This is a genomic window from Xanthomonas bonasiae (assembly GCF_017163705.1).
In the GTDB taxonomy this organism is placed as follows: Bacteria; Pseudomonadota; Gammaproteobacteria; order Xanthomonadales; family Xanthomonadaceae; genus Xanthomonas_A; species Xanthomonas_A bonasiae.
In genome coordinates this window covers 84,330-97,132 of the sequence record NZ_JAFIWB010000005.1, presented here as the reverse complement: position 1 = coordinate 97,132, position 12,803 = coordinate 84,330, and the positions used below count along the sequence as shown (strand labels likewise).

The window sequence follows — 12,803 nt, the reverse complement described above, 5'->3', positions numbered from 1 at the left end:
GACCAGTTCCGCACGGCAGCGCCGGGCTGTTGCGCTATTTCGAGCCGGCCCGCTCGCGCATCGCCCGCCGGGTCCGGCGAAGCCGCGGGAGACCGAATCGCGGCAAGCGCGCAGACGGCGAGGCCGCGGCGATTCCCGTATCCTGGCCGCCGGTCATAGCCTTGCAGGACGCTCGATGAATCCGACCCCGCTCCTTTCCCGTCGCTGGCCGCAGCGCCTGCTGCTGGCCGCGCTGCTGGCCCTGGCCGCGGCTCCCGCCCTGGCCGAGCCGCCCAGCGATGGCGACGTCAACCGCCTGCTGTCGGCCTCGCGCGCGCAGAACATGCTCGACAGCATGCTGCCGCAGATCGAGGCGATGCAGCGCCAGCAATTCGCGCAGCTGACCGCGCAGCACCCGCTCGACGCGGCGCAGCAGCAGAAGGTGCAGCAGATCCAGGAGCGCACCCAGGCCACCGTGCGCAAGGCGTTGTCGTGGCAGGAAATGCGCCCGCTGTACGTGAACCTCTACAAGCAGTCGTTCTCCAAGCAGGACGTGCTGGCGATGGCCGAGTTCTACGAGAGCCCGGCCGGCCAGAGCATGCTCGACAAGACCCCGCAGCTGATGCAGAACCTGATGGGCGCGATCCAGCAGAAGATCACCCCGCTGTTCGTCGACCTGCAGAAGGACCTGGAGCAGACCGTCAACACGCCACCGGCGGCGAAGAAGTAGTCCTGCCGCGGCAACCGCGCCGCGCCCCTGCGCGCGCGACGCCTGCACTGCGCTGCGGCTGTCGGAGCGGTTCCGGGTGGCCTCGGGCCATCGACCGCGACGAACGAAGCAGCGAGCGTTCCGGTTTCGGCAAGGACCTGGATCAAACGCTCCCGAGCACGGCCAAAACACCTCCTCTTGCAGCCATGACACTGTAGGAGCGGCTTCAGCCGCGACGGGCTTTACCGGTAATGCCCGTCGCGGCTGAAGCCGCTCCTACAGGGCGTGCTGACCGGTCAGCCAGCGGCTTCGCCCGGCGTATCCAGCAAGCGTTCCGCCTCGCCCCGCGACCAAGGCGCCGCCGCCCACCCGAACAAGCCGAACGCGCGCACGAACTCGGCATCCAGCGGCGCGTTCACCTCGATCCGGCGCCCGTCCGGATGCGGAAACGCCAGCCGCTCGGCATGCAGCAGCATGCGGTGCACGCCCTGCATGCGGAAGATCCGGTTGTGGCGGCCGTCGCCATGGCTGGTGTCGCCGATCAGGTGATGCGACAGATGCTTGAGGTGGCGGCGGATCTGGCGGAAACGCCCGGTCACCGGGCTGCAGCGCAACAGCGCGTAGCGCGAGGTGCCGAACTCACCCGACGGCACCTGCAGTTCGCCGCAGGCCAGACGCTGGAAGCGGGTCTGCGCCGGCTTCTTCAGCGGCTTGCCGGGGCCGCCGTCGAGGTCGTGGTCGACCTCGAAGCGCTCCTCGGCCGGCCAGCCGCGGCAGATCGCCAGGTAGTCCTTGTCCACCTCCCCGCCCATCAGCGCCTTGCCCAGCGCGCTGGCGGTGTCGCGGTCGAAGGCCAGCAGCAGGCAGCCGCTGGTGGCGCGGTCGAGCCGGTGCACCAGGAAGATCGGACGTCCCAGTTGCGCGCGCAGGCGATCGGCGAGGAAGTCGTCCTCGCCGCGGGCCAGCTTGCTGTCGTGGACCATCAGCCCGGCCGGCTTGTCGACCACGGCCAGGAACGGGTCCAGATAGAGGATCTGCAGGGAATCGGGGGAAATGCTCACCGCCGGATTATCCGCGCCCGGCGGCCCCGGCCACAATGCGCGCGTCACGCAGCGTCCCATGGCCGGCCGTTGACGCCGCCGCGCCACCGCTCGACGATGATCCTCCCCCATGTTGCGGAGAGTCCCGATGAAGCGCTGGCTGTTGTTGTCGCTGCTGACCGTGGTCCCGCTGGCGCATGCGCTGGATCTGCCCTACGACGCCGCGGCCGACGCCAAGGCGCAGGTGCGGCAGGCGCTGGCCGCCGGCAAGAAGGCGCACAAGCCGACCCTGCTGATCTTCGGCGCCAACTGGTGCGGCGACTGCCGCGCGCTCGACGCCTCGCTGCACGCGGCCAGGAACGCCGCGCTGGTGAAGGCGCATTTCGAAGTGGTCAAGATCGATGTCGGCAACTTCGACCACAACCTCGAACTGAGCCAGGCCTACGGGGACCCGATCCAGAAGGGCATCCCGGCCGCGGTGGTGGTCGGAGCCGACGGCAAGACGCTGTACACCACCAGGGCCGGCGAGCTGGCCAATGCGCGCAAGATGAGCGATCAGGGCATCTACGACTTCTTCGCCAAGGTGGCAGCGGTACCGGCAGGACATTGAGCCGCAGCGTCCACGGCGATGGCTGCCGGTGGCGGCCGGCAGCCTCATCGGCGCCATGGCGTGTCGCTTCCGCGCAAGTCGCGCCGCGTTCGCGCGAACGCTGCCATGTCATCGCATGGGCTCGCGTCCTCCCGTTTCCTGCCCCATGCACGCGCAGGCGTGGCGCGACCTGCTGATGGGTGGATGAAAGGCCCTACAGCAGCTGGATCCCGAAGCGGCGCACGCCCAGCGCCAACACAGCGAAGCAGGCGATGGTCAGCAGCGCGCACGCGGCCAGCGTCCACCAGAAGCCCAGCCGCGGCAACAGCAGCGGAAACGCCAGGAACATCGGCAGCGTCGGCAGCACGTACCAGAACGTGTACCAGGCATGGTTGGCGATCTTGGCCTGCGGCTGCCGCTCCAGGTGCAGCCAGATCAGCGTCAGCAAGGTCACCAGCGGCAAGGCGGCGATCAGCCCGCCGAGCCGGTCGCTGCGCCGCGCCACTTCGGAAATCGCCACCACCAGCGCGGCGGTGATCAGGTACTTGCCGACGATCCAGGGCATGCGCAGCTCCCGACAGGTGAAAGACGCAGGACGCGGCCAGCGCGGGGCGTTCGATTGCGGCGGCGAAGCGCCTAGCGCCGCCACCACGCCGAGAGCAGGCTGACCACGCCGATGCCGCCGGCGATCCAGGCCCATAGCGAGGCCCCGCCGAGTTGCGGCCCGCCCGCGTGGAGCGCGTACAGCAGCACGGCGACGGTGAGCAGGCCCACGCCGGTGATCGCGGTGACCACGCGGCGCTGCATGCGCAGCAGGATCAGATTGAGGTCGGACAGGTCGCGCGAGCGCATCGACAGCTCGTGGCCGCCTTCCACCTGCTGGCGCAGCCAGCTGTGCACCAGGCGCGGCATGTCCGGCGCATGGGTCATGATTTCCGGCAGCCGCTTGCGCAACTCCTGCACCGCGCGTTGCGGGCTGTAGCGCTCGATCAGGATGCGCTCGAGCACCGGCCGCGCCACCGCCCAGATGTCCAGCTCCGGATCCAGCTGGCGGCCCACGCCTTCGATGTTGAGCAGGGTTTTCTGCAGCAGGATCAGCTGCGGCTGCAGGGTCAGCTGGTAGCGTTGGGCCACGCGGAACAGCTTGATCAGCACCTCGGCCAGCGAGATCTGCGACAGCGGCCGGGTGAAGTACGGCTCGCACACCGAGCGCGCCGCCGCCTCCAGTTCGTCGATGCGCACGTTGGCCGGCATCCAGCCCGCCTCCACGTGCAGCTCGGCCATGCGCCGGTAGTCCTTGTTGAAGATGGCCATGAAATTCTCGGCCAGGTAGTACTGATCTTCCTGCGACAGCTGGCCCATGATGCCGAAGTCCAGCGCGATGAAGCGCGGGTTGATCCGCCGCGCCGGATCGCTGTCCACCCAGATGTTGCCGGCGTGCGCATCGGCATGGAAGAAGTTGTCGCGGAACACCTGCGTGTAGAACACGCGCACGCCCTTGGCCGCCAGCGCCTTGCGGTCGATGCCGGCGGCATCGAGCGAGGCGATGTCGTCGGAAGGAATGCCGCGCACCCGTTCCAGGGTCAGCGCGCGCTCGGCGGTGTGGCTCCAGATCACCTCCGGCACGTACATGTCGTCCGAATGCAGCCAGAAGCGGCGCAGCACGCTGGCGTTGGCGCCTTCGCGCTGCAGGTCCAGTTCCGCGGCCAGGGTGGTCTCGATCTCGGCCACCACTTCGCGCGGGCGGATCTTGTCGGCGCGCGGGTGCGCGCGATCGACCAGGGCGGCGGCGGACTTGAGCAAGGCGATGTCGGCGTCGATCTGCCGCTCGATGTCCGGGCGCAGCACCTTGACCACCACCTCGCGGCCGTCGTGCAGCGTCGCCGCATGCACCTGCGCGATCGAGGCCGAAGCCAGCGGCGTGGTGTCGAAACTGGCGAAGGCCACGCCGATCGGCTGCCCCAGCGCCTGCTCGACGATGCGCCGCGCGGCCTCGCCGTCGAACGGGCGCACCCGGTCCTGCAGCAGGGTCAGTTCCTCGGCCACGTCCGGCGGCATCAGGTCGCGGCGGGTGGACAGGATCTGCCCGAACTTGACGAAGATCGGGCCCAGGTCCTGCAGCGCCAGGCGCAAGCGCGCACCGCGCGACTGCGCGGCGATGTCCGGGCTGGCGCGCGGCACGAACGGCTTGGCCAGGCGCAGCCAGCGCTCGGCCGGGGTGCCGTCGAGCAGGTCGTCCAGGCGGTAGCGCAGGATCACCCGGCCGATGCGGCTGGCGCGGAACATCGCCTTCATGCGCCGCGTCCCGGCTGCAGCCGCGCCACGCGCGCGGCCAGGCGCTCGACGTCGTCGCGCACCGCATCCACATCGTCGTAGAACGCGTCCAGCTCGGCGCGCGGGACCACGTCGCGCGATTCCTCGGTGACGAATTCGGCCGCGCTCTGCGCCAGGTCCTGCGCGCTGCGCTGGGCCTGCTGCAGCGCCGCGCGCGCCGCGTTGGCGAACTGCACGCCGAGCACGTCGCCGAACACCTGGGTGAACGGGCGCTGCCAGTCCGGGTCGAAACGCCCTGCCAACTGCTGCAGGCGCCGCGCCAGCTCGGCATCGCCGGACACCCGCACCCGCCCGCCGGGGCTGGCGCCGCGCCGCGCCTGCGCCAGGAACGGCAGCTGCGCGAACAGCCCGCCGAGGGTGCTGCGCACCGCCAGGTCCGGCTCCTGCGCCGCATCCACCGGGCCGACCTGCAGGCGCGTGCCGTCCACGCGGATCTGCAGCGCCAGCGCCGGCGCGTCCAGGGTCAGCGCCACGCGCTGGCCGTCGAGACCACGCAGCGCCTCGCGGGTATCCGGGTCCAGCGCCAGCGCGCGGTTGAGCGCCGCTTCCAGCGCGCGGCCGGCCAGGGGCTTGAGGGCATCGAAGGGAGATCCAGGCATGCCGCGCATTCTAGCGGCAGACACGTCGCCGCACCGTGCGAGCGGCAGACTGTGAAGCGTGCCGCGCTACTGCGCCTGCGCGCCGCCCAGATGTTTGCTCAGGAACGCCAGCAACTGGGTGTAGTAGGCGCGCCGGTGCGGCTCGGTGTAGAAGCCATGGCCCTCGTTGGGGAAGTACAGCGACTCCACCGGCGCGCCGGCTTTCTTCAGCGCCTTTTCCATGCGCTCGGTGTGCTGGATCGGCGCACGCTCGTCCTTGCCGCCCGCGGCCAGGAACACCGGGATGCGGATGCGATCGGCCAGATTGACCGGCGAGCGCGCGGCCAGGGTGCCGCGTTCGCCAAGCCAGTCGCCGGCCCAATTCTTTGCCCAGCGCGCTCGCCTGGCCTGGTCGCGGTACATCGTCTCCAGGTCGTATACCCCCACGTAGCCGGCGGCGCAGCGGTACAAGCCCGGCTCCCTGGCCGCGCCCATCAACGCCGCGTAGGCGCCGTAGCTGGCGCCATAGATGCAGATGCGCGCGGCATCGGCGATGCCCTGCGCGGCCGCCCAGCGCGTGGCATCGGTCAGGTCGTCCTGCATGCGGCCGCCCCATTCCTTCGCCCCCGCCTGGGTGAAGGCACGGCCATAGTTGCCCGAACCGCGGTAATTGACCCGCAGCACCGCATAGCCTGCCGCGGCGAGCAGTTGCGTGTCGTCGTCGAAATCCCACGCGTCGAACACGCCGAACGGCCCACCGTGCGGTAGCAACACCATCGGCAAGGGTTTGCCTGCCTCGGCATGCAGCGGCAGGGTGAGATAGCCGTGCAGCGGCAAGCCATCCCTGGCCTTGAAGCTGACTTCGCGGCTGGGCGGGACCTGGTCGGGCCGGAACCATTCGCGCCGGCTGAACACGCGCTTGGCCGATTTGTCCGTGCTGTCGAACAGGAAATAGTCGCCGTTGTTGCGGTCGCTCCAGACGTAGAGCAACAGCAACCGGCGATCGGCCGTTGCCGAGGTGATGAACACCGCATCGCCATTGAACGCCTTTTCCAGCGATCGATACAGGCGCGAGGTCGGCGCGTTGTCGTCGAAGAAACGGTTATGTATCCGGTCGCTCATGAACGACACGCCGATCGGCGTCTTGCCGTCCAGGTCGCGCAATACCCGGTACGGGTCGACCTGCTCGTCGCGCAGCAAGGGCGAATAGCGGTCGGTCGCCGGATCCCAGGACACCACCGCATCCGGGCCGCTGGCCTGTTCCACCTGCAGATAGGCGAGCTTGTCGTCGGCGGAGAATCCCAACGGATAGGCGCGATGGAAACTGGCGGCTTCGTCGTTGATCAGCCGCCACGGCGTGGCGTTGTCGTCGCGGTAGTAGAGCTTGCTGGAATTTCCGGTATCGGCGCCGTTGGCGAAACGGACGCGCCCGGCGTGGTCGGCAACGAAGTCCGCTCGCGAGACCGGCGCGGTCGCCACGGGCGTACGCCGGTGATTGTAGATGTCCAGTTTATCGATATGGACCGTCGGGTCGCTGGTCTGCTCCACCACCGACACCAGCACGTTGCGCGGATCCTGCGGCAACGTATCGAGCATGTACACCGACGGATCCAGGCCCACCTTGAGCGTGGCCGCGTTGACCGCGTCGTTCATCCCATACGGGCTGGCGAGCAGGCGTGGATTCTTGCCGTCGGCATCGATGGCGTGCAGCTGCCCGATCGCCACGGGTTCATCGCGCGTGCCGAAACGCTCGGCCATCGACACCACGATGCGCTCGTCGTTGGCCCACCAGAAATCGTCGATCACCGAGTCGGCGCCGCCGATGATCCTGGCCGAGAGCTGCTTGTCGCTGCGGCGAACGACCACCAGCCCGGTCCGGTCCTCCATCGGCTGGGTGACGGCATAGTAGGCGCCGGTCGGCGAGATCTTGACCCGCTCGAACTGGTCGCGCTTCAGATACGGGGCCAGATCCAGCGGCGGCGGCTCGGCCTGCGCGCATGCCATGCCGGCCAGCGCAAGGCCGGCCACGAACGTCCAACGTCGCATCGAGTGCATCCCCTGTCCCCTGAGCGGCCTATGTTGGCAAGCTCCGCGAACGGCGTCCATCCCCCGCCACAGTCCGCGGAGCCCTGCGCGTGCGTCGCAGATACCCTCTCCCGCGACGCGCGGCGATGGCCCATGCTATCGCCCCTTCATCGGGCAATGACGGAGCCGCGACATGCGCAAGATCCGGGTCGGCATCATCTTCGGCGGCAAGTCGGCCGAGCACGAGGTCTCGCTGCAATCGGCGCGCAACATCGTCGATGCGCTGGACCCGCAGCGTTTCGACGCCACCCTGATCGGCATCGACAAGCAGGGCCGCTGGCACGCCAACGAGCGCGACGGCTTCCTGCTGCATGCCGACGATCCGGCACGGATCGCGCTGCAGCGCAGCGGACGCGGCGTGGCGGTGATCCCCGGCGACGACACGCAGCCGTTGCGCGCGCTGCAGCCGGCACAGGCACTGGAGCAGATCGACGTGGCGTTCCCGATCGTGCACGGCACGCTGGGCGAGGACGGCTCGCTGCAAGGCCTGTTGCGCATGGCCGGGCTGCCGTTCGTCGGCTCCGGCGTGCTCGGCTCGGCGCTGGCGATGGACAAGGACGTGGCCAAGCGCCTGCTGCGCGACGCCGGGCTGGAGGTGGCGCCGTTCGCCTGCATCCGCCGCCGCGATGCGGCGCAGGCCGATTTCGCCGCGCTGGCCGCGCAGTTCGGGCTGCCGTTGTTCGTCAAGCCGGCCAACCAGGGCTCGTCGGTGGGCGTGAGCAAGGTGCACGATGCGGCCGGCTTCGATGCGGCGCTGGCGCTGGCCCTGGCCTACGACCACAAGGTGCTGGTGGAAGCGGCCATCGATGGGCGCGAAATCGAATGCGCCGTGCTCGGCAACGACGCTCCGCAAGCCAGCGTCTGCGGCGAGGTGGTGGTGCACGACGCGTTCTATTCCTACGAGACCAAATACATCAGCGAGACAGGCGCCGAGGTCGTGGTGCCTGCCGCGATCGACGAGGCTGCCCAGGAACGCATCCGCGCCGTCGCGTTGCGCGCCTACGCCGTGCTGGAATGCGCCGGCCTGGCGCGGGTGGACGTGTTCCTGACCGGCGACGGCCGCATCGTGATCAACGAACTCAACACCCTGCCCGGCTTCACCCGCATCAGCATGTATCCGAAGCTGTGGCAGGCCAGCGGGCTGAGCTACCGCGCGCTGGTCACGCGCCTGATCGAGCTGGCGCTGGAACGCCATGCGCAGGATGCGGGGCTGCGGAGCGCGGTGGCCTTGCCGGGATCCGGCGAATAGCGCGGCGGCCATGCAATGGCGCGACTCCGGCGCCAGCGGCGCGCACAAAAACGAACGGCCCGCCGCACCGGATGTCTCCGGTGCGACGGGCCGTTCGCGATGCAGCGCGGGCGACTACACCTTGCCGCGACGGAACATCGAGATCACGGCCAGGATCAGGAACACCACGAACAGGATCCAGGCGATGTTGGTCGCGGCGCCGGCGATGCCGCTGAAACCCAGCACGGCCGCGATGATGGCGATGACGAAAAAGATGATGGCGTAATGCAGCATGGCAAGGTCCAGAAGTTGTCGTGCCGAATCGGCGCGCAGTTATCTTCGGAAACCGCCGGTCGTCAGGAAGTGACGGAAGTGTCGCGGCGCCATGATGACGCCAGGCGCTGCAGGCCCTGCTCGATCGAAACCTGCGGTACATAGCCGAAATCGCGTCGCGCCGGTTCCATGCTGTACCAATGCGGCGTGCACAGCTGCTCGGCCAGGAAGCGGGTCAGCGGCGGCTCGCCGCGCAGGCGCAGCAGCGGCCACAGCGTTTCGCAGGCGGCGCCGATGCGATAGGCCGCCTTGAACGACAGGGTCTTGGTGACCGGCGGCGCGCCGACCGCGGCGAGCAGCTTGTTCAGCAACTCGCGCATCGGCAGCGGCTCGCCGTTGGAAATGAAGTACGCCTTGCCGGCGCAGGCCGCGCCGACGCGCAGATGTTCGAACGCGTCGAAATGCGCCTGCGCGGCATTGTCGATGAAGGTTGAATCGACCCGGTTGTCGCCGCCGCCGACCAGGCGCACGCGCCCGGCCTGCGCGCGCGCGACCAACTTGGGCAGGATCTGGTTGTCGCCCGGCCCCCAGATCAGCCGCGGCCGTAGCGCCACCACCGCCAGTTGCGCGTCGTTGGCAGCGAGCACCGCGCGCTCGGCGATCGCCTTGGTCGCCGCGTACGGCGCCTGGAAGTTCTCGCCATACGGCACCTGGTCCGCGCCCAGGCCTTCCACCGGGTGGGTGGCGCGATGGGTCACGCTTGGCGTGGAGGTGTAGATCAAACGACCCACGCCGTGCGCGCGGCAGGCGGCCAGCACGTTCTCGGTGCCGATCACGTTGGGCTGGTAGTAGCTGTCGTAGCTGCCCCAGGCACCGGCCTTGGCCGCGTTGTGAAACACCGCCTCGGCGCCGGCGACGGCGTGGTGCAGCGCCTGCGCATCGGTCAGGTCGCCGCGCACCTGGGCCACGCCCAGCGCCTGCAGCTCCGGATAGTGGCCGCGGTTGTAGCTGATCACTTCATGCCCGCGCGCGACCAGGCCACGGCACAGCGCCTGGCCCAGGAATCCACCGCCGCCCGTCACCACTATTTTCATCGCGCCGCACCGATCGCATCAGGGCGCACACGATAGCCGGGGTCGCCGGGGAAGGCGATCCGCACGGCTGCGGGCGACGCCAGGGCGCACCCCAAGTCATTGATCCTGTGGAACTTCATAATTCTTCACCGTGGCATCAGGCACTTCATCCACGGCGCTGGCGCAGTGCGCGGACTGCATCCTTCCGGAGTTTCACCATGTCGCGCCTTCCGTTCCTGCTGTGCATCGTGTTCGTCCTCTCCGCGCCTGTCGTCCATGCCGCGCCCAACACCACCACCACCGCGCCGCCGGCGCTCGAAGACGGCTGGAAGGTCGCCGACCCCAAGGCCACCGGCTGGAACATGGCCACGCTCGCGGCACTGGAGCAGGCCATCGCCGACGGCAAGGCGCCGAACACCAGCAGCGTACTGATCGTGCGCGACGGCGCGCTGGTCTACGAACGCTACTTCGGCGATGCCGATCGGCAGACCCTGCAAGACACCCGCTCGGCGACCAAGAGCATCACCGCGATGCTGGTGGGCGCGGCGATCGAGCGCGGCCGCCTGCCCGGCGCGCAGGCCAAGGTCTATGACGCCTTCGGCGACCGCCATTGGCAGCAGCCGGATCCGCGCAAGCGCGCGATCACCGTCGAAGACCTGCTGACGATGAGTTCGCAGCTGGAATGCGACGACGAGAACGCGTTCTCCAGCGGCAACGAGGAACGCATGTACGTCAGCGCCAATTGGACCCAGTTCGCGCTGGACCTGCCGATCAAGGGCTACGCGCCGTGGATGCGCCGCCCCGAGAACAGCCCGCACGGCCGCGCCTTCGCCTACTGCACCGCCGGCAGCTTCCTGCTCGGCGCGCTGGTGGAGAAAGCCACCGGCCAGCACCTGGAAGACTTCGCCGCGCAGGCGCTGGAACGGCCACTGGGCATCACCGACGTCCACTGGGGCCGCTCGGCCGAAGGCGTGGGCATGGGCGGCGGCGGCACCCGCTACCGCAGCCGCGACCTGGCCAAGTTCGGCCAGCTGCTGCTCGACCAGGGCCGCTGGCACGGCCAGCAGGTGCTGCCGGCGGACTGGGTGCGGGCGATGACCACGGTGCACGCGCAGGCGCGCGAGGATGCCGACTACGGTTATCTGCTGTGGCGCTTCCGCTTCCCGGTGCGCGGGGTGGAGCGCGGGGTGTGGGCGATGTCCGGCAACGGCGGCAACTACGTGTTCGTGCTGCCCGAGGAGCGCCTGGTGGTGGTGATCACCCGCAGCGCCTACAACACGCCGAAAATGCATCCGCAATCGCAGGGGCTGCTCGCCGACTACGTGCTCAAGGCGTTGCCGTAGCCGCTCCGGTTTCCTGCGGGAGCAGGCCGGCTTGGCGCACCTGCGCGCGCTGGGTGGCGATGGCTGCCTGGTTGCGCGCCAGCAACGCAGCGAAGCCGGCCTGTGCGCGCAGCGGCGCCAGCAGCGGCGACACCCGCAGGTAGGCCGCATCGCGATAGCCGGCGGCCTGTGCGCGGCGCAACGCATCCAGCGCCGCGTCCGGGTCGCCGGCCAGTTGCAGCAGCAGCGCCGCATCCAGCCCATCGAGTGGATCAGCGCCACGCGCGAGGTTGCGCAACAGGTCCTGCGCCCGCGCGCGCAGCGCCGGCGCGGCTGGTCGTGGCTGCGCGTCCAGCGTCCATGCCACCGTCTGCCCCAGGCTGCCCTGGGGACGTAACCGCAGCGCCTGCAGGCTGGCCTGGCGCGCACGCGCCGCATCGCCCTGCACCAATGCCAGTTCCGCTTGCAGCAGGTATAGCCCGGCATAGTCGGTGCCGCGCCCCAGCGCCTCGTCCAATGCCGCCTGCGCTTCAGCGGTGCGGCCATGCGCGAACAGGAAACTCGGCCAGGCCACGTTGGAAAACGCGCTGTCCGGATACAACTGGAAGCTGTCGCGATAGCGCGCTTCGGCGGCGCTGACGTAGCCGAGCAGGTTGAGGTTGCTGGCGATCTGGATCGGCAGGAACCGCACCCGCGCCGGATCGCGCACCTGCAGGTTGGCGGCCAACGCCTGCGCCAACTGGCCCTTGCGTTCGTACAGATACGCAGCCGAGCCGCGCACCGCATCGGCGCCCGAATCCAGCTGCAGCGCGCGCTCGTAGGCGGCCAGCGCCGCCGCGTACTCGCCGCTGCAATCGTGCGCGTAGCCGAGCGCGGCATGCGCTGCGGCTAGCTGCGGCTGCGCCGCGATCACCTGCGCCGCCAGGCGCCGCGCGAGCGCTACGTACTGCGCATCGCCGCCGTACTGGCAAACGCGTGCGCTGTAGGCGCGGCTGAGCCCGAGCAACGCGCGTGGCTCGTCGGGCACTTGCTGCAGGCGCTGCCGGTACAGCGCGATCGCGCGTTCGTTGTCGTCGCGCTGGCCGATGCCGGCGTAATACTCGGCGCGTTGCAACAGCGGCGAGGTCGCCGCTTCCTGCGGCGGCGCACGCCACGACCACGCCAGCGCCGCCAGCGTCCCGACACCGAGCACCACGACTGCCGCGATCGCGATGCCACGCCAACGCGGGCGTCGCGGCACCGGTGCGTCTTCCCTGTCGCCGTCGTCTTCGTCGCTGCGCACCGGCGCGCACAACTGGTAGCCCTGGCCGCGCACCGAGCGCAGGTAGCGCGGCTGCCGCGAGGCATCGCCCAGCGCCTGCCGCAACAGGCGCACGCGCTGGGTCACGGTCTCCTCGTTGACCAGCGCCGGCGCCCACACCTGCGCGATCAGTTCGTCGAAGCCGACCACGCGCTGGCCCTGCTGCAACAGGTAATGCAGCAGGCGGAAACTCAGTCCGCCCAGCTCCAGTGCCACGCCGTCGCGCTCGACCCGCTGCCGTGCCACGTCGATGCGCAGGTCGTCCAGCCGGTAGCGCTCGCCCATCGCCGCGG

12 protein-coding genes are annotated in these 12,803 nt (G+C 69.6%); 4 read left to right on the top strand and 8 right to left on the bottom strand.

Annotation, left to right across the window (positions count from 1 at the left end; translation table 11 throughout):
* Positions 1-175 precede the first annotated feature (175 nt).
* A complete protein-coding gene (locus JR064_RS07385) occupies positions 176-709 on the top strand; it encodes a DUF2059 domain-containing protein (protein WP_179571102.1) in 534 nt (177 codons plus the stop codon).
* Between the two features lie 275 nt (positions 710-984).
* Here JR064_RS07385 and JR064_RS07380 read toward each other — a convergent pair whose 3' ends face one another.
* Positions 985-1,809 (bottom strand): pseudouridine synthase, encoded by an 825-nt coding sequence (locus JR064_RS07380; RefSeq protein ID WP_206229283.1) that lies wholly within the window; start codon positions 1,807-1,809, stop codon positions 985-987.
* 67 nt (positions 1,810-1,876) lie between these two features.
* Between JR064_RS07380 and JR064_RS07375 the strand changes: the two genes are divergently transcribed.
* A complete protein-coding gene (locus JR064_RS07375) occupies positions 1,877-2,338 on the top strand; it encodes a thioredoxin family protein (RefSeq protein ID WP_206229282.1) in 462 nt (153 codons plus the stop codon).
* Positions 2,339-2,531: 193 nt separating this feature from the next.
* Here JR064_RS07375 and JR064_RS07370 read toward each other — a convergent pair whose 3' ends face one another.
* The 4 genes from JR064_RS07370 to JR064_RS07355 form a co-directional block, all read right to left on the bottom strand.
* Positions 2,532-2,882, bottom strand: coding sequence for a DUF3147 family protein (locus tag JR064_RS07370; protein WP_206229281.1), 351 nt, complete (start codon positions 2,880-2,882; stop codon positions 2,532-2,534).
* A 71-nt stretch (positions 2,883-2,953) separates the two neighbouring features.
* Entirely contained in the window at positions 2,954-4,612 is a 1,659-nt protein-coding gene (ubiB, locus tag JR064_RS07365; RefSeq protein ID WP_179571106.1) for a ubiquinone biosynthesis regulatory protein kinase UbiB, read from the bottom strand.
* Entirely contained in the window at positions 4,609-5,250 is a 642-nt protein-coding gene (locus JR064_RS07360; protein WP_179571107.1) for a ubiquinone biosynthesis accessory factor UbiJ, read from the bottom strand. The genes ubiB and JR064_RS07360 overlap by 4 nt, the downstream gene beginning before the upstream one ends.
* A 66-nt stretch (positions 5,251-5,316) precedes the next feature.
* A complete protein-coding gene (locus tag JR064_RS07355) occupies positions 5,317-7,275 on the bottom strand; it encodes an alpha/beta hydrolase family protein (RefSeq protein ID WP_206229280.1) in 1,959 nt (652 codons plus the stop codon).
* Positions 7,276-7,447: 172 nt separating this feature from the next.
* Here JR064_RS07355 and ddlA point away from each other — a divergent pair, with 172 nt between their 5' ends.
* Positions 7,448-8,563 (top strand): D-alanine--D-alanine ligase, encoded by a 1,116-nt coding sequence (ddlA, locus tag JR064_RS07350; protein ID WP_206229279.1) that lies wholly within the window; start codon positions 7,448-7,450, stop codon positions 8,561-8,563.
* 114 nt (positions 8,564-8,677) lie between these two features.
* Here ddlA and JR064_RS07345 read toward each other — a convergent pair whose 3' ends face one another.
* A complete protein-coding gene (locus JR064_RS07345; RefSeq protein ID WP_003468167.1) occupies positions 8,678-8,836 on the bottom strand; it encodes a DUF1328 domain-containing protein in 159 nt (52 codons plus the stop codon).
* A gap of 62 nt (positions 8,837-8,898) precedes the next feature.
* Positions 8,899-9,909 carry a 2-alkyl-3-oxoalkanoate reductase gene (oleD, locus tag JR064_RS07340; RefSeq protein ID WP_206229278.1) on the bottom strand — a complete coding sequence of 337 codons (1,011 nt, stop codon included), beginning with the start codon at positions 9,907-9,909 and terminating at the stop codon, positions 8,899-8,901.
* Between the two features lie 197 nt (positions 9,910-10,106).
* Here oleD and JR064_RS07335 point away from each other — a divergent pair, with 197 nt between their 5' ends.
* Positions 10,107-11,231 carry a serine hydrolase domain-containing protein gene (locus tag JR064_RS07335; RefSeq protein WP_206229277.1) on the top strand — a complete coding sequence of 375 codons (1,125 nt, stop codon included), beginning with the start codon at positions 10,107-10,109 and terminating at the stop codon, positions 11,229-11,231.
* Here JR064_RS07335 and JR064_RS07330 read toward each other — a convergent pair.
* The gene (locus tag JR064_RS07330) at positions 11,215-12,795 is read right to left on the bottom strand and encodes a winged helix-turn-helix domain-containing protein (protein ID WP_206229276.1); all 1,581 of its coding nucleotides are present in this window, start codon (positions 12,793-12,795) and stop codon (positions 11,215-11,217) included. The two genes, JR064_RS07335 and JR064_RS07330, sit on opposite strands and share 17 nt — an antisense overlap.
* Between the last annotated feature and the right edge of the window lie 8 nt (positions 12,796-12,803).